This window comes from Pseudonocardia halophobica (assembly GCF_027922425.1).
GTDB classification, from domain to species: Bacteria; Actinomycetota; Actinomycetes; order Mycobacteriales; family Pseudonocardiaceae; genus Pseudonocardia; species Pseudonocardia halophobica.
In genome coordinates, this window is the sequence record NZ_BSFQ01000015.1 from 35,807 (window position 1) to 59,074 (window position 23,268).

Consider the following 23,268-nt stretch of genomic DNA (forward strand, 5'->3'; position numbering starts at 1 on the left):
CGAAGTCCCAGAAAGAGGAACGCTCCCCGTGTCGTTGGCCCCCTCCCCGGCCCGTCGTGCGCCCGATGCCCTCGGCGACCGTCCTGGCCCTCCGTGGTCCCGTCTGCACCACGTCTTCGAGACCGCCGCGCGCCGCTCGCCGGGCGCCGTGTCCGTCGACGACCACGGCGAGCTGCTGACCTACGCCGAACTCGACGCCCGTGCCGACGGACTCGCGCACCTGCTCCGTGAGAGCGGCGTGGGTCCGGGTGGCCGCGTCGGCCTGCTGCTCGAGCGCTCGTGGCGGACCTACGCCGCGCTGCTGGCGGTGCTCAAGGCCGGTGCCGCGTTCGTGCCGATCGACCCGGCGTCGCCCGCGGACCGGGTCGCCTACATCGCCGACGACGCGGGCCTCGACCTGCTGGTCACGACGTCGGACCTCGCCCCCGGTCTGCGGGTCCCGGAGCTCTGCCTGGACACCGTGCCACTGCCCCCGGCCGACGGACCGCCACCGGTCGACGACGTCGACGGCGCCGCCGACCCGACCTGCTACGTGATCTACACGTCCGGCTCCAGCGGCCGCCCGAAGGGCGTGGAGGTCGCGCACTTCAGCATCGTGAACTTCCTGCGCGTGGTTCCCGGCGTGTACGACGTCCGCCCCGGCGACCGCGTCTACCAGGGCATGACCATCTCCTTCGACTTCTCGATCGAGGAGATCTGGCCGACCTTCGCGGTCGGCGCGACCCTCGTCGTCGGCCCGAACGACGAGCGGCGCCTCGGGCCCGAGCTGGCCGACTTCCTCGACCGCACCGGCGTGACGGTCCTCTACGCGGTGCCGACCCTGCTGGCCACCATCCCGCGGGACCTCCCGGCCGTGCGGGGACTGATGGTCGGGGGCGAGGCCTGCCCCGCCCACCTCGTGGAGCGCTGGGCGCGACCGGGACGCCGGATGCTGAACACCTACGGGCCCACCGAGGCCACGGTGACCGCGACCTGGGGCGACTTGCTCCCCGGGCGTCCGGTGACGATCGGCCGGCCCTTGCCGACCTACACCGTCCACATTCTCGACGAGGACCTGCGCGAGGTCATGGGCGACGCCGCGGGAGAGATCTGCATCGGCGGCCCGGGCGTGGCGCGCGGGTACGTCGGGATGCCGGAGAAGACCGCCGACCGGTTCGTCGAGTTCCGCGGCGAGCGCATCTACCGCACCGGTGATCTCGGGTGCTGGGACGCGTCCGGCGAGATCGTCTACCTCGGCCGGGCCGACGACGAGGTGAAGATCCGCGGGCACCGGGTCGACCTGGGCGAGATCGACAGCGTGCTGCTCGGCGACCCCGCGGTGGGCAGCGCCGTGGCCGCGATGGTCGACGACGAGCTCGTGGCCTACGTGACCACGGACCGTCCCGACGACGGCCTGCGGGAGCGGCTGCACGCGCGGCTGCGGGAGCGGGTGCCGGACTACATGGTCCCGGGCCACCTGGAGGTGCTGCCCGAGCTGCCGACCATGCCGAGCGGCAAGGTCGACCGCAAGCGGCTGCCGCCGCCCACCTCGCCCAGGCTCGTCGCCCTGGCGGGCGCGCTGGTGCCGCCGGCGACGGCGGCCGAGGAACGGGTGCGCGACGCCTGGGCCGAGGCCTGCGGGATCGACCCGGCCCAGCTGTCCGTCACCGCCGACTTCTTCGCCGAGCTCGGCGGCCACTCGCTCCTCGCCGCCACCGCCGTCTCGCTGATGCGCGAGCGCGGGATGGCGACGGTCGCGGTGCGGGACCTGTACGAGAACCCGACGGTGCGCGGGCTCGCCGCCACCCTGCCCGACGTCACCGCCACCACGCGCGCCGAGCCGGAGAAGACCACGCCGGTGCGCTACGGGCTCGCCGGCACCGTGCAGGCGGGCGTGCTCTACGGATTGCTGATGCTGCTCGCCGCCCCCGTCGCGGCGATCTACGTGGCCGAGGACGGCCAGGTCTCGCTCGGGGTCCTGACCGCGATCGCGCTCACCGCGACCGCGGTCTACCTCGCGACCCGCTGGGCGCTCGCCCCGCTCGGGATCCGGCTGCTCGGCCGCGGGGTGCGGCCGGGCAGGTACCGGCTGTGGGGCCGGGTGCACCTTCGGCTGTGGGCGACGGACCTGCTGCTGTCCTTCACCCCGCTGCCGGTGCTGAGCGGGTCGGCGCTCATGCCGGGCTTCCTGCGCCGGCTCGGCGCCCGGATCGGGCCGGACGCGCACGTCGGAACGGCCTCGCTCTCGTTGCCCCAGCTGATCGACGTCGGCGACGACGCGAGCATCGGGTACGGCGCGGCCCTGCGCCCGTGGGTCGTCGAGGACGGCCGGGTGGTGGTCGGGCCGGTCCGCGTCGCGGCCGGGGCGTTCGTCGGCGCCGGGGCGCTCCTGCAACCGGGTGCCGTCGTCGGCACCGGCGCGGTGCTGGGAGAGCAGGCGCTGCTGGCCGGTGAGGTACCGGTCGGGCAGCGGTGGTCCGGCTCCCCGGCCGCCCCTGACCCTGATCGGCGCGCGGACGACGCGGTGGCCGAACTCGCCGCGCAGCCACCGGCCCAGCCCTGGGGCGCCGCCGGTCGGCTCGGCACGCTCGCCGGCCTGGCGCTGCTCGACCTGCTGCCCATCCTCATGCTGGTCCCGACCCTGCTGCTCGTCTGGGGCGCGCTGCTGCAGTTCGGACAGACCGTCGGACTGCTCGCGGCGCTGTGCGTCGGGCCGGTGTTCGTGGCCACGGTCTGCCTGACGATCGCCGCCAGCCGTCAGGCGGTGCTGCCGACCACCCCGACCGGGATCCATCCCGCCCGCTCGACCCTCGGCGTGCGCAAGTGGGTCGCCGACAAGCTGCTCGAGATGAGCCTGGAGATGACCAACTCGCTCTACGCCACCCTCTACACCGTGCCGTGGCTGCGGGCCCTGGGCGCCCGCGTCGGTCCCGGTGCCGAGGTGTCGACCGTCGCGCACGTCGATCCCGACCTGCTCACCCTGGGCCGCGAGAGCTTCGTCGCCGACATGGCGAGCGCGGGCGGGGCGACGTTCCACCGCGGCTGGGTCTCCTTCCGGACCACCGAGGTCGGCGAGCGGGCGTTCGTCGGGAACGCGGCGCTGCTGCCGCCGGGGTCGCGGCTCGGCGCCGGGTCCCTGGTCGGGGTGCAGACCGTGCCGCCGCCCGCGGGCGTGCCGGCGGACAGCGCCTGGCTCGGCTCACCCGCGATGCACCTGCCCGCCCGGCAGGACAGCGGCGACTTCGCCGAGGGGCTGACCTTCCGGCCGTCGCGCCGGCGGGTCGCCGAGCGGCTGGGGATCGAGTTCCTGCGGATCTGCCTGCCCTCGTCGCTGATCGCGGTGGCGGTCTACCTGTACCTGCAGGCGCTGTCCACGATGGCCGCGGTGGGGGCGCCGCTGTGGGCGGCGGTGGTGGTCGCGCCGCTGCTGGCGGTGCTGTTCGGGGTGCTGGTCACCGGTGCGGTCGCGGCGGTGAAGTGGCTCGCCGTGGGGACCTACCGCTCGCGGGTGGAACCGTTGTGGAGCCGGTTCGTGCGGCGGTCGGAGTTCGTCACCGGGTTGTACGAGGCCGCCGCGGTCCCGGCGATGCTGCAGCTCTTCCGCGGCACCCCGCTGCTGCCGCCGGCACTGCGCCTGCTCGGTGCGCGGATCGGTCGCCGTACCTACCTCGCCACGACCTATCTCACCGAGTTCGACCTGGTCGACATCGGCGACGACGCCGCGATCGGCCGGGACGCCTCGTTGCAGACCCACCTCTTCGAGGACCGCGTGATGAAGATGTCCACGGTGCGGATCGGCGCGGGCGCCACCGTCGGGGACCGGGCCGTCGTGCTCTACGACGCCGCGGTCGGCGAGGGGACCGCGCTCGAGCCGCTGTCGCTGGTCATGAAGGGCGAGTCGCTGCCCCCGCACACCCGCTGGCGGGGCATCCCGGCCCAGGGCGTGGCCGAGGAGCCCCTCCCGGACCCCGTTACCGAGCCCATCCCGCACGTCCACCCGGCACTGGCCCGGCACCGCCGAGCCCGGCACCGCCGCGGAGCGCACCGGAATCTGGCCGCCTGATGCGGGCCCTGGTCTACCGCGGTCGCGCCTCCCGCCCGGCCGGGTGCGCCGAGGCCGTCGGCGCGCTGCTGGAACGCCACGGCCTGCAGGTCCGGTTCGTGAGCAGGCGGCAGCTCACCCCCGAGGTGCTCGCCACCGCCGACGTCTACGCCCAGCCCGGCGGCGGCGCCCTCGCCGCCGCCTGGCGGCACCTGCACCGACGCCGCTCGACGATCCGCGACTACGTCGCCGGCGGGGGTCGCTACCTGGGCTTCTGCCTCGGCGGCTACCTGGCGGGCGCGACCCCCGGGTTCGCCCTGCTGCCCGGCGACACCGACCGCTACGCCGGCTCCCCCGGCGCCGCGACCGGTGACACGGGCGACCTCGTCCTGCCCGTCTCGTGGCGCGGCCGCCCGCGCCCCGTCTTCTTCCAGGACGGCCCGCTGTTCCTCCTCGACCAGGACGCCGGCGCCGACGTCGAGGTCCTCGCCCGCTACCCGGAGGGCGGCGTCGCCGCGCTGGCCTGCCCGTTCGGCACGGGCCGGGTCGCCGTCTCCGGCCCGCACCCCGAAGCCGGGCCCGACTGGTTCACCGACGCCGGCCTGCCCGTCCCCGACCCGCTGCCCACCGACCTCGGGCACGACCTGATCGACGAGGTGCTCGCATGACCGCCACCGCTCCCGCACCGCTGAGGGGCCCGCAGCGGCCCGCCGATGCAGCGCCGTCGCGCCTGCTCGGCATGGACGCCGCCCGTGGCGTCGCCGTGCTGGGCATGATGGCCGTCCACTCGCTCTACGACACCACCCCGGACGGCGCCCCGACCACGACGTACCTGGTCACCGCGGGCCGCTCGGCGGCGGTCTTCGCCGTGCTCGCCGGCGTCGGGATCGCCTTCACCACCGGGCGGCGGCGGGTCGCGTGGGGCCCTGACGGGAGGTCCGCGGGTGCGTCGCTGGCCGCCCGCGCCGCCGTCGTCGGCGCGATCGGCCTGGCCCTGGGCCGGGGTTCCGCGGAGATCGCGGCGAACATCCTCCCGTACTACGCACTGATGTTCCTGCTCGCAATCCCGCTGGTGTTCCTCCCGACCCGCGCGCTGGTCGGGGTCGCGACTCTGCTCGCGGCGGGGATGCCGGTGCTGAGCCAGTGGGTCCGGCCCGGGCTGCCCGCCCCGTCGCTGGAGAACCCGACCGTGACGCAGCTGGTCACCGACCCGCTCGGGCTGCTCTCCGAGCTGGCCCTCACCGGGTACTACCCCGCGTTGCCCTGGCTGGCGTACCTCGCCGTCGGGATCGCCGTCGGCCGGCTGCGGCTCACCGACACCCGCGTCGCCGTGTGGCTGGCCGCCGGCGGAACGGCGCTCGCGGTGGCGGCCACGCTCGTCTCCCGGTGGCTCATGGGCCCCCTCGACGGCGAGGCCGCGATCGCCGCCGCGACCCCGCCCGACCTGCTCGCGACCGCGCCGACGGTCGCGGACTTCGTCGCCGTGTGCCCGGAGGGCACCACCCCGACGACGACGTGGTGGTGGCTCGCCACGGACGCCCCGCACTCGGGGACCCCGGTCGACCTCGCCCAGACCATCGGCTCCGCCCTGGCGGTGCTCGGCGTGATGCTCCTCCTCGGCCGCCTGGCGAACCCGCTCGTACAGGCCGTGCTGCGGCCGCTCGCCGCGGTCGGGGCGCTCACCCTCACCGTCTACACGCTGCACGTGGTGTTCCTGAACTCGCCGCTCGACACGTTCGACGCCCTCCCGGGGTACCTCGTGCAGGTCGCGGTGGCGGCCCTCGGCGCGCTCGCCTGGCGACGCGCCGTCGGCCGCGGCCCGCTCGAGTCGCTCGTCCGGGTGGCGGCGCGGGCCGCGGGACGTGCCGCCGCGTGATCCCGACGAGGATCCGGGCCGTGGGGCTCGGCGTGCTGCTCGTCATGCTGCTCGCCGCCTGCACCGCCTCGGTCCCGGACGCCGCCGAGGACTGGCCCGCCCCGTCGCTGGACCGACCCGTCGTCGACGTCGCCTTCGACACGGCGCCCGACCTCGCGTCCGCGACCGGCACCGAGACCGTCCGGTTCACCCCGGACCGGCAGGTCTGCGAGCTGGTCTTCCGGAACTGGCCGAACAAGCCCACGGCCGCCCGCGCGGGCAGCGCCCTGGAGATCACCAGCGCCCGGGTCGGGGACACCGTGCTCGCGCCACAGATCGCGCCGGACCCGACCCTGGTCACCCTCCCACTGTCGGCCTGCGTGCCGGCGGGCACCGCGATCACCGCGGACCTGACCTTCCGGCTGACGCTCGGGAAGGACTCGGGCGAGCGCGTCGGCTACTCGCCGGCGACCGGCACGGCCTGGTTCGGCACCGCGTTCCCACTGCTGGCCTGGGTGCGCGGGGAGGGCTGGGTCCGTGATGCCGCGGTCGACCTCTACGGCGAGACCGCGACCAGCGAGGACGCCGCGCTGACGCTCTCCGTCACCGCCGCGGAGGGCCAGGAGGTCGTGGCCACCGGGACCGCGACGGGCACCACGACCCCGGCGCCGGGCCGCGTCACGCACCAGTTCACGGCCGAGGCCGTGCGCGACGCCGCCGTGTCCGTGGGCGCCTACGCCGTGACCACCCGCGAGGTCCGCGGCGTGCGCGTGCACGTCGCGACCCCGCGCTCGGGGAGCCGCGCCACCGGCGACGAGTGGATCGACGAGCTGGACCTCGCCCTGGAGAGGCACGGGGCGCTGCTCGGCGCCTACCCGTACCCCGACCTGACCGCGACGATCGTGCCCACCCAGACCGACGGCGTCGAGTTCCCGATGGCGCTGCAGTTCGCCGACGACCGCCGCGCCGAGATCCCGGGCCTGGTCGCCCACGAGCTCGCCCACCAGTGGTTCTACTCGCTGGTCGGCAACGACCAGGCCCGCGACCCGTGGCTCGACGAGGCCTTCGCGACATGGGCGCAGGCGCTGGCGACCGGGCAGGAGGACCGCTACCGGCTCGACCGGATCCCCCGCGGGCTGCGCGGGCGCACCGGCGAGCCCATGGAGTACTGGGCCCGGACGGGCGACTTCACCCGCTACGTCCGCGGCGTCTACGACCAGGGCGCCGCGGCCCTGCTCGAGGCCCGCCGCCGCGCCGGGGCCGACCGGTTCGACGCCGCGGTCCGCGCGTACCTGCAGGACAACGCCCACCGCGTCGCCGGGCCGGCCGAGGTGGCCGCCGCCTTTCGGGACGTCCCCGAGGCGCTCGAGGCCCTCCGCGACGCGGGCGCCCTCCCCGCCGGCTGAGTCCGGGCACCGGGGACCAGAGGCGCTGTCGTCGGGTCAGCTTCCCCCGGCCGAGTGCACCGCGAGAGCGGTCAGGAAGCCCAGCGCGGTGATCAGTCCGGTCAGCACGTGGGCGCGGTCGAACGCCTCGGGGATCATCGTGTCGGCCAGCATCGCGAGGATCGCCCCGGCGGCCACCGCGGTGATCGCCGCGACCACCGTCGGCGACACCCCGTCGAGCGCGACGTAGCCGACGAGCGCGGCCAGCCCGCTCGCCAGCGCGATGCCGATCCACACGCCGAAGACGTACCGGGCGGGCCGGCCCGCCCGTTTCATCCCGGCCGCGCTCGACAGCCCCTCGGGCACGTTGGAGATGAAGATCGCGGCCAGCACGGCCGGGCTGACGGCACCACCGGTCAGCAGGGTGAGACCGAGGACCACCGACTCCGGGACACCGTCGAGCAGGGCACCGACGGCGATCGCGGCCCCACTGCCCGACTGCTCCTGCTCGGAGGGTTGCTGATCGCCCGAGCGCTTGCGGTGCCGGGCGCCGTGTCGGTCGAGCGCCGCGTTGGCCAGGACGTACACGACCGCGCCGCCGAGGAAGCCCACCGCGGTCGGAACGATCCCACCCTGCCGGACGGCCTCGTCGACCAGCTCGAACGCCAGCGCGGAGATCAACACCCCGGCGCCGAAGGCCATGATCCCGGCGACGACCTTCGGCGGCACCCGGACCCACCACGCCACCGCCGCACCGAGCACCAGAGCTCCTCCTGCGAGCAACCCCCACAAGCCGGCCAGGAGCCAGGTCGGCACGTGCTCCCCTTCCGTCGCCGTTCACCTCTCCGCGGTTCGTACCCGGCCGGGTCCGGGGCAACCGCGGCCACGCACCGGTGATCGGGTCCGCCGTACGTGGGACGGGCCGCAGCGTGCTCACGGGTCCACTTTCTTCGCGGCGTCGTCGCGCAGCCCGGCCAGGATGTCGATGTACCGCCCGACGAAGGTGGCCGGCTCCCAGCGGGGCCGCTCGGGCTGGGCGCGGTGGATCTGCTCGTAGGTGATCGCCTGGAAGACCGCCTCCGCCAGGGGCACCCGGGCCCGGACCGCGGCGAGGTCGACGTCCGGGTACGCGGCACGCCACGGCGCCGCCACGGGCACCGCCGCCGGCGCCCCCACGGCCGGCTGCAGGTCCGCGGCCCACGGCCACGGGCCCGGATGGCGCGGCAGCCCGCCGTCCACGACCAGCACCTTCCCGGCGGTCCCGTCGACCAGTGCGACCTGGTGGTGACGGCTCAGCACCCCGGAGTTCTCCCAACGGCCCTCCATTCGGGTCGAGGACGATCCGGGCCTCTACGCGTAGGTGACTCCGAGGGTGCGGGCCGCGGCCGCGGCCTCGTTCCGGGAGTGCACGCCGAGCTTGCCTAGGATCGCCGAGACGTGGTGGTCGGCGGTCCTGGTCGAGATCACGAGGCGGGCGGCGATCTCGGCGTTCGTCAGTCCGTCGGCGAGCAGGGCGAGCACGTCGAGCTGGCGTGTGGTGAGCCCGCCCGGGTTGGTCCGGGTGTCGAGGCGGCGTCCCCGCGGGACGTGGCTGACGCCCGCGTCGCGCAGCCGGGCGCGGACCAGGTCGGCCACGGCCCGCGCGTCGAGCCGGTCGAACAGGTCCAGGGCCGCCCGCAGGTCGTCGACCGATCCGGCGTCCCACCCCGCCAGGGCCTGCTCGTAGGGCTGCCCCGGGGCCGGGCGGGGCCCGGCGGCGCCCTCGAGTCGCCGCAGCCACTGCTGCAGCCCCTCGACCAGCGCACTCCGCCCGGTGAACCCGCCACCGGCCAGGCCCGCGACCAGAGGATGGTCCAGCCTGGCGTCGGGGGTCCGGATGATCCAGGCGTTCTCCGCGAGGGCCGCCGCGGCGGGGATCACCATGCCCGGGACGTTCAACCTGGTCGCCAGTCGCCACATCTCGTCGAGGTGGGGGTTCTCCGGTGGCGCCTCCCGACGCGCCAGCAGCAGCCCGAGCACCAGGTGGGGCCAGACCCGGCTGAGCGGGAGGTCGCTGGCCGCGAGCACGGTCCCGGCGTCTCGTTCGGCCTCTTCCCAGCGGCCCTGCAACAACCGCAGCCTGGCGCGCACACCGGTCTGCCAGGTGGTGCAGATCGGGGTGTCGCGTGCCCGGCTGATCTCCAGGGCCCGGGCGATCGACTCCTCGGCGTCGTCGAACCGGCCCTGCGCGACGTCCAGGGCGCAGAGATTGCTCATCGGCATGGTCGCGAGCATGTCCAGCCGGTGCCGCACGCCCACCTCGCTCGCCTCGAGGAGCTCGGCCCGCGCATCGGTCTCCCCCGCGGCCAGCCTCGCCACCGCGAGCCCGATCGCGGCGGTGCCGCGCAGCAGGGCCGCGTCGTCGAGCTCCTCGGCGATCCGGTCGACCTGCTGCGCCGCCCGTCGGGTCTCCTCGACGTCGCCGCGCTGTGCCGCGAGCAGGCCGTGATGGGCCAGGGCGAAACCCAGAGCCCGGCGGTCGTCGGTCTGCGAGAGGATCTCGATGGCCGCCCGGTCGTGGGCCTCCGTGGCGGCGCGGTCCGCGGCGTACCAGGAGAACCGCGAGATCGCCGAGTGCGCGGCGCCCACGGCGGCCGGCTCGCCGAGCCGGCGACGCAGGTGCAGGGCCTGCTCGCGGCGCTCGATCGCCGCGGGCAACCGGTCGGTCAGGTACAGCTCGTCCGAGACGGCCTCCAGCAGGCCTGCGCGCACGGCCGGGTCCGCGGCCACCTGCAGCGCGGTCTCGTAGAAGGCCACGGACTCGCGGTGCGCACCCGAGCGGGACGCCTCCGCCGCGGCCGCGGGCGCGTAGCGCAGGACGCGGTCGGTGTCGCCCGCCGCGACGGCGTGGTGGGCGAGCACGCTCACGTCGCCGCCGATCGTCTCCAGCGCCTCGATCATGGCGGTGTGCAGGGCGGGCACGGTGCCGGGCGCCGCCGCCTCCAGGACGGCACAGCGAGCGATCTCGTGCCGGAAGGCCACCCCGTGACCGACCGGATCGACCAGGCCGGTCGCACACAGCAGCCCCACGGTCGCCGGCGTGATCCCGAGTGCTCCCAGCAGCGCGTGGCCCACGGGTTCAGGGGTGCAGGACAGCTGCTCCAGACTGTGCCGCACCGGCGGCGCCAGCCCGGCCACCCGGGCGAGCACGGCGTCGCGCACCGTGCCCGGCAGGGGCGCGTCCGGCTGGGCGACGATCTGGCTGACGAAGAACGGGTTCCCCGCGGTCCGGCGGTGCACCTCGGCGGCGTCGACGCCGTGTCCGGCCAGGATCTCCCCGACCGCGGCCACGCTCAACGGCTCCAACGGCAACCGGCACGCGTCCGGCGAGGAGACCAGATCCCCCAGCGCCGCGACCAGCGGATGGTTCCCCGGCAGCGGCTCGCGGAAGGACAGCACCAACAGCACCGGCAGCTCCGCGATCCGCCGGGCGAGGAACCGCACCAGATCCAGGGTCGCCTCGTCCGCCCAGTGCAGGTCCTCCACCACGAACACCCGCGGCCCGCCCCGCAGGGCCTCCAGCACCGCGGCGAAGACCTCGTGCTGGTCCGCCGAGCCGCGCAACAACGTGGGCAGCGCCGGGTCCAGCGACCCGGCGACGTCGCGGAGCGGACCGAGCGGGCGTGGCGTGCTGAGCGAGTCGCACATGCCCCACAGACCGGCGATCTCCGCTCGCACGCGCTCCACGAAGGCCCGCAGCAGGATCGTCTTGCCGATCCCGGCCTCCCCCGTCACGAGCACGACCGACCCACGACGCCGCACCGCCGAACGCGCACGATCGACGAGCAGGTCCAGGGGTCGACCGCGCTCCAGGAGAACCATCGGCCGAGTGTGGCAGCTCACACTCTCGGCCAGCTCGGCCGAACGGCCCAGCGGACCGGGGCGGTCGAGGGCGGGCGGGCCGGCGCTACTCGGGCAGGTTCCCGTGCCCGGTCACCGGCTGCTCGTCCGTGTCCGGGTCGTCGCGATCGTCGTCGGGCAGTTCGGATGCAGGGTCGGGCCGGTCCTCGGGCGCGGCGTCGTCCCCGCCATGCGGATGCTGCTCCGGCGAGGTCCCGCTGTTCTCGATAGCCATGCCTGTCACTACCGCACGTGCCGAAGAGCAAACCGCCGCTCCTGCGGAGGGCACCCGAGGCACGGCGCGGCACGAGCTGCCAGCCCGATCGCACGCTGCTTGACGACCGGACCGCGGCAGGCCCGCCCCCTCGACCGGGCCCCCCAGCGGAGACCTCCCGCAGGCAGATCTCACGGACCGGAGATCGACCCGATCATGCTTGCTGTTACAACTAATGCACCCGGGGTCACGACCGCCCGTTCACGAGGGCAGGCACCGGGTCGCACGTCGTGACGGCGTGCCGACGGAGTCGGTGCAGGCTCACCTCGGGGTGGTCGGTCCCGGTCGTGCTGACGGTCGACCACCGCTCGCACCGGGCGAGGAAGTCGCGCGCGGGTGGGCGTCCCTGATCGGAGAGCCAGACCTCGCCCGAGCCGAGGACGAGCCGGGGCAGCAGCGCATCGAGGGCGTCGAGCCCGTCGTGGAGGTAGAGCACGTCGGCGGCCAGGACGAGGTCCCACGGAGCACCCGCGATCGCCGACCACGGATCGGACCAGTCGCACTGCGCCACCTCAAGCCGGAGGCCGTTGCGACGGGCGTTGTGGGCCGCGAAGGCCAGGGCGCCGGGCGCGCGGTCGGTGGCCAGGACCCGGGCCCCGCCCTGCGCCGCGGCGAGGCTCGGCAGGGCCAGGCCGCAGCCGAGCTCGAGCACGCGCGCACCGCTGAGGTCCGCGCGTGCCACCGCGTCCGCGAGCTCGATCCCGCTCGGCCACGGCTGCGCCCAGTACGGCGGCTCCGTGCCACCCCAGCCGAAGTTCTGCTCGTAGATCTGCTCGAGCGCGTCCCGGGGGTGGACGAGCTCGATCCGACCGGTCGGCAGGTCGACGGCGCTGTGGCTGACCCCGACCAGGCCGGAGGGCGCAGCGGCTCCGGGGACGTCGCCGTACAGGGTGAATCCGCGTGCGGCGGAGGGCATGCAAGCCTCGGATCTCTCGCGGAGGTTACCCGCGTTCGGGTGCGGCACCGCAGGTGCCGCTCGTACCGCGCCTCCCGGCGCGGATCGGTAGTCGGGCCCGGCTACCACGCCCGGCGGTGACGACACATCGGGTGACCGGGGCGACGCGCCCCGACGACTGCTGAGGTTCAGACCCTACGCGCCTCCCCCCACCGGGGCGCGCCGCGCAGTAGGGTGCACTCGGTCGTTCGGTTTTCGAGGTCCGTGTCCTGCACGCTCGCGGAGACACAGCGATGGGCCGCAGCCCCGTCCTCACGGTGACGGCGGGACCCGCCCATCAGGATCGGCCGGGGGCCCCGCACGTTGCGACGGCCCAGGACCTGCGAGGAGCAGTGACATGCCACAGGGCACCGTGAAGTGGTTCAACAGCGAGAAGGGCTTCGGCTTCATCGAGCAGGACGGCGGCGGCGCAGACGTCTTCGTCCACTACTCCGAGATCGACAGCACCGGCTACCGCAGCCTCGACGAGGGCCAGCGGGTGGAGTTCGAGATCGGGCAGGGCAAGAAGGGGCCGCAGGCCAACGGCGTCCGCGTCATCTGACTGCCGCGCGCGACAGGAGCCCGTGTCCCCCCGAGGGAGGCGGGCTCCTGCCGTCTCCGCTCCTCACGCCTCGTGGTTCCGCAGCCAGGCGACGTAGTCGGCCAAGGCGCGCCCGACGTCGTACTCGGGGGCGAAGCCGGTGTCCGGCTGCAGGCGGGTGATGTCGAGACGGCCGCCGGGCCGGCTACGGCCCGGGGGCAGGGTGAGGTCCGCGCCCGGGATCGTCGCGTTGATCGCGGCGACCACCTCGATCACGTCGAACCCGGCATGCGCGGGCGGCGAGCGTGCTGAACAGCTCGGCGGTCTTCTTGAGCAGCGGGATCTGGTGCGCGGCCACCGCCGGGAGCGGGGCGTCCTCCCGTCACGGGAGGGCGTCCACCCCCGCGTAGACGGCGATCGAGCTCGCGACGGCGAACCGGCGCACGCCCCACGTGGTCGCGGCGGACAGCGCGTTGAGCAACGCGGTGCTCTCGGCCGCAGGTACGCGACGGGACCGGGTAGGTCGTCGCCGCAGGCGCACGCCGCGCGGTACCGGGCGAGGAACTCCGCCGGCGTCACGCCCGCGAGCCGGCGGCACTCCCGGGTCAGGTGGGCCTGGTCGTGGTAGCCGGCCTCGACCGCCCAGCCCCGCGAGGTCCCCGGGCGAACCGTCGACGGCCGCCTGGATGCGCGCGGTGACGCCGTGGAAGCGCAGGATGCGCTGGAGCTCCTTCGGGCCCACCCCGACGGCCGCGCGGCACCGCCGCCGCAGCTGGCGTTCGGAGATCGACAGCAGGCCGGGGAGGACGGTGGTCCCGCCCCTGCACCACGGGGAAGCGCCGCTGTGAGCCGCCCGGCGATCTCGGATCGTCGACCCGTGGCGAGCAGGTCGATGTCCTCGGAGAGCCGACCATCCGACTAGACGGTCCGCGCCAGGGCGGTACCGCCGAACAACACGACGTCGTCACCGGCCTCGGCGCTGGCCGCAGCGAGCAGGTGCGAGATCAGGTGGTCGCGTACGACCTGCGCCTCGTCCACGCCGAAGGTGGCGGCGACGTCCTGCAGCTCGGCCGGATCGAGCACGATCAGGCTTCTCGCCGGGCCGCGAGCGCGACATCGACGACCCGCCGCCGGCGCTGCTGCGTCGCGAGCTCCTCCAGCAACGCGACATCCGCCCGGGCGATCAGCGCGGCTGCGGCCTCACCCGCGGCGTCGGGGATTCCGCCGAGGTCAGGACGGCCGAGAAGATCGAGCACGGTCTGCTCGACCGTGGTCACCCACCCCTGCCCCAGCTCCGTGCGGTGACGTTGGAGGTCCAGGCGCGCGACGTCGCGGCGGACGAACAGGACGCTCGCCCGACGGTCGACGAGCTGCAACGTGCGCCGGTGACGCTGAACGGCGACGACCGCCACGTTCAGCGCCCGCGGGATCGCACCATGGACGCGAGCGGCGCTGATCCCCATCAGCGCGCTCTCGGCCCCGTGACCACCCGTTCCCGCCACACCCAACGCCACGGCCTCCAACGAGGGCCGCCAGCCCTTGCCCAGACGATCGTCCGGCACCGCCACGAACAACCCCGGCGCCAGCCGGTGCAACGCCCCTGCCCGCTCCAACCGGGCGAACTCCGGACGAGGGTTGCTGTACACGTCCTCGGCGTCAACAGGACGGAGAACCCGCCCGCGGCGGAGCAGCTCAGGGGGAACGCGCGCCGCGACCCGCACCATCACTGTCACCTCCGTGAGGTCGAAAGCCACAGCTGTGACACTTCCGACGCCACACAGCGACGGACGCCGAGCGAGACGACGTGGCCGCCGCCATGAAGGACGTCTACGGCCGTGACGTCACCAGCGCCAGGGCGGCTCCATCCCGCTCTGCAACGTCTTCCAGGACACCTTCCCCGACGCCGAGATCATGCTCTCGGCGTCGAGGAGCCGCGCTGCCTCATCCACGCCCCGAACGAGAGCGTCGACCCTTCCGAGATCGAGGACATGGACCGGATGGAGGCGACGTTCCGCGAGGAGTACGGGCGGAGGAGCCGCGGGTGACCGCTACGACGGCCGCCTCGATCACCGGCCGGCTCACCCGTCCCAGGTGACGGGGAGGCTCGTGACCCCGTAGATGTCCGCGGTCTCCGGGCGCAGGCCGACCTCGTCGGGCGGCACGGCCAGGCGCAACGTGGGGAAGCGGTCGAACAGTGCGGGGAACGCGACCCGCATCTCGACGCGGGCCAGCTGCTGCCCCAGGCACTGGTGGATGCCGTGGCCGAACGCCAGGTGCGCGCCGTCCCGCCGCCGGAGGTCGAGCACGTGGGGATCGGCGAAGCGCTCGGGGTCGCGGTTGGCGGTGCTGTACGAGGCGATCACCGTCGTCCCGGCCTCGATGGTCCGGCCGCCCAGCTCGACGTCCTCCAGCGCCGTCCTCATGAACGTCTTGGCGACGCTCAGGTACCGCAGCAGCTCCTCCACGGCCACGTCGACGAGCGTGGGATCGGCGCGCAGCGCGGCCAGCTGCGCCGGGTTGCGCAGCAGCGCGAAGGTGCCCAGCGCCAGCATGTTCGCGGTGGTGTCGAGCCCGGCCGCCAGGAGGACCAGGCTCATCCCCTTCAGCTCCTCGTCGGTCAGGTCGCTGTCGGTGAGGTCGCTCAGCAGGTCGTCGGTCGGGTTCGCGCGCTTGGCGGCCACCAGCTCCGCGAGGTACTCCTGGGTCGCGGTGTAGGCCGCGAGCAGGTCCTCGTCGCTGGTCTCCCCGCTCATGAACGACTCGACCTGCTCCTGGAAGGAGTCCCGGTCCTCGTACGGCACCCCCAGCAGCTCGCAGATCACGATCGCGGGGATGGGCGTGGCGAAGGCGCCCACCAGGTCCGTGGGCGGCCCCGCCTTCTCCATCGCGTCCAGGTGCTCGGCGGTGATCTGCTCGACGCGTTCGGTGAGCAGCCGCATCCGCCGCACGGTGAACCTGCCCACCAGCGGTTTCCGGTAGCGCCCGTGCCGTGGCTCGTCCATGAGGAGGAACTCGCCGGGCGGCGCCGGCGGGATGTCCATGCCGGTGACGTCGATCAGCGGGTGGCGCATGAGCTCCTTGCGCGAGCTGAACCGCGGATCGGCGAGGACCGCCCTGACCAGGTCGAATCCGGTGACCAGCCAGCCGGGCTCCCCGCCGGGGAACGTGTAGCGGCTGATCGGGCCGTGCTCGCGGGCCTGGATCAGCTCCGGGGGCGGGTCGAAGGGACATCCGGCCGGACGGGTGGTCGGGAAGGTCGTGAGGGTGTGGTCGACGGTCATTGCTCTCCTCGGCCTGACCTGTGCGGGAGCCCGGCGCCCACCGCGTCTACGGAGAGCGTCGGACCTGCCGGTTTCACGGCGCCTTCATCACCACTGCACGCGCGGCCGGAGGCCTCGCGCTCGGGAAGGGCGTGATGGACGCGTGCACGGCGACTTCGTAGCGTCGGGGTGCATGGAGGCCGACACCACCGCGAACCTGATCCACTACCTGGGGTACGGCTCCTTCAGCCCCGGGATCGTCGACCACGCCCGGGGCAGCTGGGTGGTCACCGGGGACGGGTGCGAGCTCCTCGACTTCACCTCCGGACAGATGAGCGCGATCCTCGGGCACTCCCACCCGGAGATCGTCGCCACCGTCCGCGAGCAGGTCGGCCGGCTCGACCACCTCTACAGCGGCATGCTCAGCCGTCCGGTCCTCGACCTCGCCCGGCGGCTGGCGGACACGCTGCCCCCGCCGCTGGAGAAGGCGATGTTCCTGTCGACCGGGGCGGAGGCGAACGAGGCCGCGCTCCGGATGGCCAAGCTCGTCACCGGTCGTCACGAGGTCGTGTCCTTCGCCCGCTCCTGGCACGGGATGACCGGCGGTGCCGCCGCCGCCACCTACAGCGCCGGGCGGGTCGGCTACGGACCGGGCGCACCGGGCAACTTCGCGCTGCCCGTCCCGGACCGGTTCCGCCCGCCACTCGTCGACGCGGACGGGAACCTCGACTGGCGCCGCCAGCTCGACCTCGGCTTCGACCTCATCGACGCCCAGTCCGTCGGCAGCCTCGCCGCCTGCCTCGTCGAGCCCGTCCTCAGCTCGGGCGGGGTCGTCGACCTCCCACCCGGCTACCTCGCGGCACTGCGCGACAAGTGCCACGAGCGCGGCATGCTGCTGATCCTCGACGAGGCCCAGACCGGGCTGTGCCGCACCGGCGACTGGTACGCCTTCCAACGCGACGGCGTGGTCCCCGACATCCTCACCCTCTCCAAGACCCTCGGCGCCGGGCTGCCGCTGTCCGCGGTGCTGACCAGCGCCGAGATCGAGGAACGGGCCCACGAGCGCGGCTTCCTCTTCCTCACCACGCACGGCAACGACCCGCTGCCCGCAGCCGTCGGGAACACGGTGCTCGACGTGCTCGGCCGGGACCGGCTCGACCTGCGCGCCCGCGAGCTCGGGGACCGCCTGCGCAGCGGGCTGGACGAGCTGGCGTCCCGGCACAAGGTGATCGGCGACGTCCGCGGGCGGGGTCTCCTCGTCGGGCTGGAGCTGGTCGACGACGAGGTCTGGGGCGACGCCGACCGGCTCGGGGCCGCGGTCACCCGCCGGTGCGCGGAGCTCGGCCTGCACATGAACATCGTCCAGCTGCCGGGCATGGGTGGCACCTTCCGCATCGCCCCGCCGCTGACCTGCACCGAGGCCGAGATCGACCGGGGCGTGGAGATCCTCGACGCTGCCCTCACCGACACCAGGAGCGGCGCGACAGGGTGACGCCGTCGCCGGGTCGGTGGCCCTGCTCCGGTCCGGCGGACACACGATCAGGCCGAGGGGGCGTCGTCACCGGTCATGAGCTCGTGGAGCTCGCCGCCCTCGGCTGCCGCGTCGGCGCCACGGGGAACAGTGCCTGCCGGTGTTTGCTCCGGCAAGCGCCGGGTAGATGGCCGTGCCGCCGGGCGTTGTTGAGACCACAGCAACCAGGGAGTCGTGGACGGTGTTCGAGCGGAACGAGGAGCCCCCTGGCGCGGACGGGTCGTGGTCGTTCGAGCCACCGACCGAGATGCGGGCGTCGTCGAGCCGGTGGCAGATGACCGCCCCGGCACTGCCGAAGATCCTGGCGCCGATGCGCGTCTCGCTGATCCACTGGCTGTGCAGGGTCCGCCACGCCGTCCGGCTCTCGGCGGAGCTCGTCGCGGTGACCGACGAGGCGGTGTCGAACGTCGTCCTGCACGCCTACCCGAACGTCCTTGGCCTGGTCCGGGCCGACGCGGAGCTGATCCGCGAGCCGGCCGGCCAACGTGTCCGGGTCACCGTGGCCGACCGTGGCTCCTGGCGTCTCGTCGACCCGGGTGTCCACCCCGGCGCGGGCCTGGCGCTGATCGAGAATCTCATGGACGACGTGTCGCTCTGGCCGTCCCGCAACTCGTTCGACCCGCGGCTCCGCTCACGCTTCCGGCACGTCGGCGGCGAGGACAAGCTCGGGCCGAGCTGTCGGGCCTCGGGTCTTCCCGGCAGCACCTGGTTCTCCCCGGCCACCACGGGCACGGTGGTGTGCATGCTCAGCCCGCTGATGCCGTCGCACACGCCCCGTGCCTGACCGGAGAACGTCGATTCACCTCCACCGAGGGAGGCGGCATCGCCGTCGGACGACGAGTGTGCACGCTCGGTCGGGCACCTCGGCGGTGCGAGCCCTGTCCTGACCGGCCACGGGAAGGTGGAGATCGTGGACGACGTCGTCGTGCTGACCGTCGTGTCCAGCCGCTCCGAGGCGGACCTGCTCGTCGGGCTGCTGCGCAGCGGCGGGCTGTGGGCCGCGGTGTCCGCCGACGACGCCGGGGGCCAGGAACCCCAGCTCCAGCTCCAGGGGGTCCGCGTGCTCGTCGCCGCCTCCGAGGAGGCCCCGGCCCGGCAGCTCCTGGCGGCCACCGCCACCCCGGACGAGGACCCGGACCTGCCAGGCGATCCCGAGCGCTCCCCGCACCGGTAGCGCGGCCGCTCCTCCGCCCGCGTCGGAAACACAACCGACACAACCGGAGACGCTGCCCGTCACAACCACGCTATTTCCTCTGGTGCGACTCTGGTTCACGACACGAGACCTCGTCTCGTGCCCACCGCGCGAGGAGCCGCGATGGACGCAGCAAGTACGGCTTGGATCCTGGCCGCCACCATGGGCGTGAGCCTCATGGTCCCCGGGCTGGCCCTGTTCTACGGCGGCATGGTGGGGGCGCGCAGCATCCTCAACGTCGTCATGATGACCTTCGGCGCGGTCGCCGTGACCGCGTTCGTCTGGACGCTGTTCGGCTACTCCGCCGTCTTCGGGAACTCCTACGGCGGCGCAGGCCTGCTCGGTGACGTCACCGCGCACCTCGGCCTGGGCAACCTGATCGCCGAGGACCCGAACGCGACGCTGCCACCCGCGCTCGTCGCCGTCTTCCAGGCGCTGTTCGCGGCGATCACGGTCGCGATCATCTGCGGCGCCGTGGTGGACCGGGTCCGCTTCGGCTCGTGGCTGGTGTTCTGCGCGGTCTGGGTGACGCTGGTCTACCTGCCGATCGCACACTGGGTGTTCGCCTTCGACTCCGCCGACGGCAGCCTGCTCGGCGGCTGGATCGCCAACGAGCTGGGCGCGATCGACTTCGCCGGCGGCACGGCGGTGCACATCAACTCCGGCATCGCCGCGCTCGCGATCATCCTGGTGCTGGGCAGGCGGCTCGGGTGGCCGCGCCAGCCCCGCCCGAACAACGTCCCGTTCACCGCGCTCGGCGGCGGGATCCTGTGGTTCGGCTGGTTCGGCTTCAACGGCGGCTCCGCCCTGGCCGCGGGCAACAGCGCGTCGGTCGTGCTGCTCACCACCTTCAACGCCGCCTGCGCCGCGATGCTGGGCTGGCTGGCCGTCGAGCGGATCATGGACAAGCACGCGACCACCCTCGGCGGGGTCTCCGGCGTCGTCGCCGGGCTCGTCGCCATCACCCCGGCCTGCGGCGCGGTGTCCCCGCTCGGCGCCCTGGCGATCGGCCTGCTGGCCGGCGTGGTCTGCGCCTTCGCCATCCGTCTCAAGTACCGGCTGGGCTACGACGACAGCCTCGACGTCGTCGGCGTCCACCTGGTCGGCGGTGTCCTCGGCACCCTGCTGATCGGCTTCTTCGCCGACCCGGACGCCCCCAACGGCGCCGCCGGTCTGTTCTACGGCGGCGGGTTCTCCGTCCTCGGCATCCAGGCCGTCGCGGTGGTCGCCGTGCTCGCCTACTCCTTCGCCGTGACGTGGGTGATCGCGAAGGTCATCGACCTTACCCTGGGGCTGCGCCTCTCGCGCGAGGTGGAGACCGAGGGCGTCGACGTCCGGGTGCACGGCGAGCAGGCCTACGACCTCGACGGCCACGTGCACGCCCCGGCCGCGGACCTCGCCACCCGCGAGCACGAGGTCGTCGCCTCCGCCGAGGCCGCCCTCGCCACCGACGGGCCGGCCCCGGCCCGCGACTGACCCCCCGACACGGACGAAGGGACACGGCATGACCACCGTCGAAGGCGCGATCATGAAGGTCGAGAAGGGTGACGAGAACCTGCCCTCGATGAACGAGCCGGGCTGCGAGGCCTGGATCGGCGACTCGTTCCGCAACCCCGGGGGCGCGGTCATCTGCTCGGGATTCTTCGAGCTCAAGGCCTCCGAACCGCTGGTCTACGAGTACACCTACGACGAGACCAAGTTCGTCGTCGACGGCACGTTCGTCCTCACCGACCAGGACACCGGCCAGGTCGTGGAGGCCCACAAGGGGGACGTGCTGTTCTTCCCGAAGGGCACCACGGTGAAGTTCGAGACCCCGGACCGGGCGCTCGGGTTCTACGCCGGCCACCGCAGCTTCGCGCCCTGACCTGCCCTCCCCGCGCCGCTTCCCCTCGAGAGGAGAACGGACCCATGGGTTCCGCGCACACCAGCGTCCCGCGCTGGCCGACCTCCGACCCTGGCCTCGACCGGACCGGGCGGAGCTACGCGATCCTGTCGTTCGGCCCGGACGCCCGGCCGACGGCCGAGGGGTGGCACCGCCAGGTCGTCGAGCTCGGCCGTCCGGTCTGGGCCCGGCACGGCGGCTCGGCCGACGAGGTCCTGGCCGAGCTCGCCGAACGGGTGGAGGCGGCGCGGGTGGGCTGGCGGCTGATGCTCGCCGGCCCCCAGGCCGACGTGCTCGCCGCCCGGGCCGTCGCGACCAGCGGCGGCCTGCTCGACGCGGAGATCACCCTCCTGGTCACCGACGACCGGCACCGCCGCGTGTGGTGCTCGCACTGCGACACCACCACGCTCGCCGAGGTGGCGACCGGGGACGTGACCGGCTGCTCCGGCTGCGGCCGCTCGCTGCTGGTCCACCACCACGTCTCCCGGCGCAACGCCGCCTACCTGGGGTTCATGGTCGACGCCGAGACGATCGACGGGGAGGCCGTGTGACCACCCTGGCCCTGGTCGTCGGCCACAGCGAGGAGATCGCTCCCGGCATCCGGGAGCTCTCCTTCTCCCGCACCGACGGCGGCGTGCTGCCGGCCCACCCGGCGGGCAGCCACGTCGTCGTCGACTGCGGCGAGGGGCGGCGCAACGCCTACTCGCTCACCAACCCGGGCGCCGACCCCCGCGAGTACCGGATCGCGGTGCTGCACAAGTCCGACGGGGCGGGCGGCTCGGGCCACATGCACTCGCTGCGGGTCGGCGACACGGTGACGGTGTCCCGCCCGCGCAGCGCCTTCGCCCCGGTCAGCACCGCCCGCCGGCACCTGCTCGTCGCCGGCGGGATCGGGATCACCCCGATGCTGGCGCACGCCCGCGACGCGGTGCGGTGGGGCCGGGACGTCGATCTGATCTACGTGCACCGGCCCGGGAGCGAGGCGTTCAGCGACGAGCTGGCCGCGCTGCTGGGCGACCGCCTCGCCGAGACGACCGACGAGGACGAGTTCGGGCGCCTGCTCGACAAGGCCCTCACCGGCCAGCCGATCGGCACGCACCTCTACGTCTGCGGGCCCGGCCCGCTCCTGGACCGCGTCCTCGCCGACGCCGCTGCAGCCGGCTGGCCGCCGGAGCGGCTGCACCTCGAGCGGTTCGTGCCCGCCGCGCTGGACCCGGGCCGCGAGTTCGTGGCCCGGCTCGCCCGGTCCGGCCGCGACGTCCGCGTCCCCTCCGGCCGGAGCCTGCTCGACGCCCTCCACGAGGCCGGGGTGGCGGTGCCGAACATGTGCCGGCAGGGCGTCTGCGGCGAGTGCAAGGTCCCCGTCCTGGCCGGCACGCCGCTGCACCGCGACGAGTTCCTCGCCGACGACGAGCGCGGCGCGGCGGTGATGTGCTGCGTGTCCCGCAGCAAGACCGAGACCCTGGAGATCGACCTGTGACCCTGTCCGTCAGCCCACGGCTCGCGACCTTCCCGTTCCCCTTCCGCGCCGACAGCTACCGGTACTCGACCAACGTCGAGCCCGCCCGGGTCCCGGTGGAGACCGAGGCCGGGAGCTGGGGCGCGGGAATCCTGCACCTCGACGACGACTACGCCGCCGAACTGGCCGAACGACGGCGGATCCTGGCGGCGGACCCGTCCCGCCTGCAGGTCCTGCCGCACATGCGCCCGGCGGCCTGGGACGCGCTCCTGACCGTGCTGCGCGAACTGCACGCGCAGCACCCCGGATCGATGTCGCTCGAGCAGGACGGCCCGACCTTCGTCTGGCGCAACTCCCTGCTCGGCGTCGAACAACGCTTCACCGAGGGCGCGGACGACAGCCTGCCCGGCGGCCCGCTCGGCTTCCTCGGCAGCCAGATCCAGGACGACGTCGTGCTGCTCGACCAGCGCGAGGGGTCGCTGTGGGCCGACGCGGGCGTCGTCACCTTCGCCGCCGACTGGTCGCTGGGCTTCGACGTCGGCATGCGCTTCCTCGAGGTCCACGGCCCCGTTCCCCGCATCCACGAGGAAGGCATCATCTCGCGGGCCGAGCGCTTCCTCATGCGCCTGCAGCCCGGCGAGGAGTGCCGCCGCACGAACTGGAGCATGTCCGTCGACCGCCGGCTCGACCAGTCGACCGAGGTCTACCCCGAGTGGGGACCGGACCGGCGGGCGATCGTCGACGCCGGGCCCGCCGAGCTCGCGCGGCGCCTGCACCTGCGCGTGGAGGTGCAGCACCTGATCCGGCTCGGCGCCTCCGGCGCGATCATGTTCCTGATCCGCACCTACCTCGTCGCGCTCGACGAGCTCGCCTCGGTACCCGCGTGGCGGGAGCGGCTCGGTCGCGTCCTGGCCGAGCTGCCCGAGGACATGGCCGACTACAAGGGCCTCGTCCGCTACCGCGACGCCGCCGCCCACTGGCTGCTCGACACCTGACGGCGCGTCGCGCCCGCCACATCGGCGGGAGCGTTCGCAGGTCTTCCAAGTTTCCCCAAC

General features: G+C 74.0%; 22 protein-coding genes. 13 read left to right on the forward strand and 9 right to left on the reverse strand.

The features are described 5' to 3' along the window. Positions 1–28: 28 nt before the first annotated feature. Genes PKE99_RS18500 through PKE99_RS18515 form a run of 4 tightly spaced genes read left to right on the forward strand, consistent with a single transcriptional unit; the run spans position 29 to position 7,282 of the window. Positions 29–4,042 carry a Pls/PosA family non-ribosomal peptide synthetase gene (locus tag PKE99_RS18500; RefSeq protein WP_231498272.1) on the forward strand — a complete coding sequence of 1,338 codons (4,014 nt, stop codon included), beginning with the start codon at positions 29–31 and terminating at the stop codon, positions 4,040–4,042. Further along, a complete protein-coding gene (locus PKE99_RS18505; RefSeq protein ID WP_037047671.1) occupies positions 4,042–4,689 on the forward strand; it encodes a BPL-N domain-containing protein in 648 nt (215 codons plus the stop codon). Before PKE99_RS18500 ends, PKE99_RS18505 begins: the two co-directional genes overlap by 1 nt. Further along, a complete protein-coding gene (locus tag PKE99_RS18510) occupies positions 4,686–5,897 on the forward strand; it encodes a heparan-alpha-glucosaminide N-acetyltransferase domain-containing protein (protein WP_037047674.1) in 1,212 nt (403 codons plus the stop codon). Before PKE99_RS18505 ends, PKE99_RS18510 begins: the two co-directional genes overlap by 4 nt. Further along, positions 5,894–7,282, forward strand: a complete 1,389-nt coding sequence (locus PKE99_RS18515; RefSeq protein ID WP_051737660.1) for a M1 family aminopeptidase — start codon at positions 5,894–5,896, stop codon at positions 7,280–7,282. Before PKE99_RS18510 ends, PKE99_RS18515 begins: the two co-directional genes overlap by 4 nt. A gap of 36 nt (positions 7,283–7,318) precedes the next feature. On the opposite strand, the gene PKE99_RS18520 is transcribed toward PKE99_RS18515, so the two are convergent. The 5 genes from PKE99_RS18520 to PKE99_RS18540 form a co-directional block, all read right to left on the reverse strand. Further along, on the reverse strand, positions 7,319–8,077 hold the full coding sequence (locus tag PKE99_RS18520) for a ZIP family metal transporter (RefSeq protein ID WP_037047677.1): 759 nt from the start codon (positions 8,075–8,077) through the stop codon (positions 7,319–7,321). A 117-nt stretch (positions 8,078–8,194) separates the two neighbouring features. Next, a complete protein-coding gene (locus tag PKE99_RS18525) occupies positions 8,195–8,587 on the reverse strand; it encodes a hypothetical protein (RefSeq protein WP_037047681.1) in 393 nt (130 codons plus the stop codon). Between the two features lie 24 nt (positions 8,588–8,611). Continuing rightward, positions 8,612–11,122, reverse strand: coding sequence for an ATP-binding protein (locus PKE99_RS18530; protein ID WP_051737661.1), 2,511 nt, complete (start codon positions 11,120–11,122; stop codon positions 8,612–8,614). Positions 11,123–11,207: 85 nt separating this feature from the next. Beyond that, complete coding sequence (locus PKE99_RS18535; RefSeq protein ID WP_156067703.1) at positions 11,208–11,375, reverse strand: hypothetical protein; 168 nt, start codon at positions 11,373–11,375, stop codon at positions 11,208–11,210. 226 nt (positions 11,376–11,601) lie between these two features. Then, a complete protein-coding gene (locus tag PKE99_RS18540; RefSeq protein ID WP_051737662.1) occupies positions 11,602–12,330 on the reverse strand; it encodes a class I SAM-dependent methyltransferase in 729 nt (242 codons plus the stop codon). Positions 12,331–12,706: 376 nt separating this feature from the next. Here PKE99_RS18540 and PKE99_RS18545 point away from each other — a divergent pair, with 376 nt between their 5' ends. Beyond that, positions 12,707–12,910 (forward strand): cold-shock protein, encoded by a 204-nt coding sequence (locus PKE99_RS18545; RefSeq protein WP_037047683.1) that lies wholly within the window; start codon positions 12,707–12,709, stop codon positions 12,908–12,910. Between the two features lie 63 nt (positions 12,911–12,973). Here PKE99_RS18545 and PKE99_RS18550 read toward each other — a convergent pair whose 3' ends face one another. The 4 genes from PKE99_RS18550 to PKE99_RS18570 all read right to left on the reverse strand — a co-directional run bounded on the left by PKE99_RS18550 (position 12,974) and on the right by PKE99_RS18570 (position 16,170). Next, complete coding sequence (locus tag PKE99_RS18550; RefSeq protein WP_037047685.1) at positions 12,974–13,165, reverse strand: NAD-dependent epimerase/dehydratase family protein; 192 nt, start codon at positions 13,163–13,165, stop codon at positions 12,974–12,976. Between the two features lie 642 nt (positions 13,166–13,807). Next, positions 13,808–13,972, reverse strand: a complete 165-nt coding sequence (locus tag PKE99_RS18555) for a hypothetical protein (RefSeq protein WP_156067704.1) — start codon at positions 13,970–13,972, stop codon at positions 13,808–13,810. A gap of 2 nt (positions 13,973–13,974) precedes the next feature. Beyond that, complete coding sequence (locus tag PKE99_RS18560) at positions 13,975–14,613, reverse strand: type IV toxin-antitoxin system AbiEi family antitoxin (RefSeq protein ID WP_037047939.1); 639 nt, start codon at positions 14,611–14,613, stop codon at positions 13,975–13,977. A gap of 354 nt (positions 14,614–14,967) precedes the next feature. Then, positions 14,968–16,170, reverse strand: coding sequence for a cytochrome P450 (locus tag PKE99_RS18570; RefSeq protein WP_037047686.1), 1,203 nt, complete (start codon positions 16,168–16,170; stop codon positions 14,968–14,970). A gap of 172 nt (positions 16,171–16,342) precedes the next feature. On the opposite strand from PKE99_RS18570, the gene PKE99_RS18575 reads away from it, so the two are divergent. The 8 genes from PKE99_RS18575 (at position 16,343) to PKE99_RS18610 (ending at position 23,208) form a co-directional block, all read left to right on the forward strand. Continuing rightward, complete coding sequence (locus tag PKE99_RS18575) at positions 16,343–17,641, forward strand: aspartate aminotransferase family protein (protein ID WP_037047687.1); 1,299 nt, start codon at positions 16,343–16,345, stop codon at positions 17,639–17,641. A gap of 220 nt (positions 17,642–17,861) precedes the next feature. Beyond that, positions 17,862–18,464, forward strand: a complete 603-nt coding sequence (locus PKE99_RS18580; RefSeq protein WP_037047689.1) for an ATP-binding protein — start codon at positions 17,862–17,864, stop codon at positions 18,462–18,464. A 126-nt stretch (positions 18,465–18,590) separates the two neighbouring features. After that, positions 18,591–18,854: a hypothetical protein gene (locus PKE99_RS18585; protein ID WP_156067705.1), complete on the forward strand. Its 264-nt coding sequence runs from the start codon at positions 18,591–18,593 to the stop codon at positions 18,852–18,854. Between the two features lie 141 nt (positions 18,855–18,995). Further along, a complete protein-coding gene (locus PKE99_RS18590) occupies positions 18,996–20,348 on the forward strand; it encodes an ammonium transporter (RefSeq protein WP_037047693.1) in 1,353 nt (450 codons plus the stop codon). A gap of 28 nt (positions 20,349–20,376) precedes the next feature. Beyond that, complete coding sequence (locus PKE99_RS18595; RefSeq protein ID WP_037047695.1) at positions 20,377–20,736, forward strand: cupin domain-containing protein; 360 nt, start codon at positions 20,377–20,379, stop codon at positions 20,734–20,736. A gap of 44 nt (positions 20,737–20,780) precedes the next feature. Then, the gene (locus PKE99_RS18600; RefSeq protein ID WP_037047697.1) at positions 20,781–21,305 is read left to right on the forward strand and encodes a dimethylamine monooxygenase subunit DmmA family protein; all 525 of its coding nucleotides are present in this window, start codon (positions 20,781–20,783) and stop codon (positions 21,303–21,305) included. After that, positions 21,302–22,234 carry a PDR/VanB family oxidoreductase gene (locus PKE99_RS18605; protein ID WP_037047699.1) on the forward strand — a complete coding sequence of 311 codons (933 nt, stop codon included), beginning with the start codon at positions 21,302–21,304 and terminating at the stop codon, positions 22,232–22,234. Before PKE99_RS18600 ends, PKE99_RS18605 begins: the two co-directional genes overlap by 4 nt. Then, positions 22,231–23,208, forward strand: coding sequence for a heme-dependent oxidative N-demethylase family protein (locus tag PKE99_RS18610; RefSeq protein ID WP_063739790.1), 978 nt, complete (start codon positions 22,231–22,233; stop codon positions 23,206–23,208). The genes PKE99_RS18605 and PKE99_RS18610 overlap by 4 nt, the downstream gene beginning before the upstream one ends. The last annotated feature ends 60 nt before the right edge of the window (positions 23,209–23,268 follow it).

Coding starts and splice junctions, on each gene's coding strand:
- PKE99_RS18505 (WP_037047671.1), top strand. CDS start 4,042: ATGCGGGCCCTGGTCTACCGCGGTCGCGCCTCCCGCCCGGCCGGGTGC.
- PKE99_RS18510 (WP_037047674.1), top strand. CDS start 4,686: ATGACCGCCACCGCTCCCGCACCGCTGAGGGGCCCGCAGCGGCCCGCC.
- PKE99_RS18525 (WP_037047681.1), bottom strand. CDS start 8,587: ATGGAGGGCCGTTGGGAGAACTCCGGGGTGCTGAGCCGTCACCACCAG.
- PKE99_RS18530 (WP_051737661.1), bottom strand. CDS start 11,122: ATGGTTCTCCTGGAGCGCGGTCGACCCCTGGACCTGCTCGTCGATCGT.
- PKE99_RS18535 (WP_156067703.1), bottom strand. CDS start 11,375: ATGGCTATCGAGAACAGCGGGACCTCGCCGGAGCAGCATCCGCATGGC.
- PKE99_RS18540 (WP_051737662.1), bottom strand. CDS start 12,330: ATGCCCTCCGCCGCACGCGGATTCACCCTGTACGGCGACGTCCCCGGA.
- PKE99_RS18545 (WP_037047683.1), top strand. CDS start 12,707: ATGCCACAGGGCACCGTGAAGTGGTTCAACAGCGAGAAGGGCTTCGGC.
- PKE99_RS18560 (WP_037047939.1), bottom strand. CDS start 14,613: ATGGTGCGGGTCGCGGCGCGCGTTCCCCCTGAGCTGCTCCGCCGCGGG.
- PKE99_RS18570 (WP_037047686.1), bottom strand. CDS start 16,170: ATGACCGTCGACCACACCCTCACGACCTTCCCGACCACCCGTCCGGCC.
- PKE99_RS18575 (WP_037047687.1), top strand. CDS start 16,343: ATGGAGGCCGACACCACCGCGAACCTGATCCACTACCTGGGGTACGGC.
- PKE99_RS18590 (WP_037047693.1), top strand. CDS start 18,996: ATGGACGCAGCAAGTACGGCTTGGATCCTGGCCGCCACCATGGGCGTG.
- PKE99_RS18595 (WP_037047695.1), top strand. CDS start 20,377: ATGACCACCGTCGAAGGCGCGATCATGAAGGTCGAGAAGGGTGACGAG.
- PKE99_RS18600 (WP_037047697.1), top strand. CDS start 20,781: ATGGGTTCCGCGCACACCAGCGTCCCGCGCTGGCCGACCTCCGACCCT.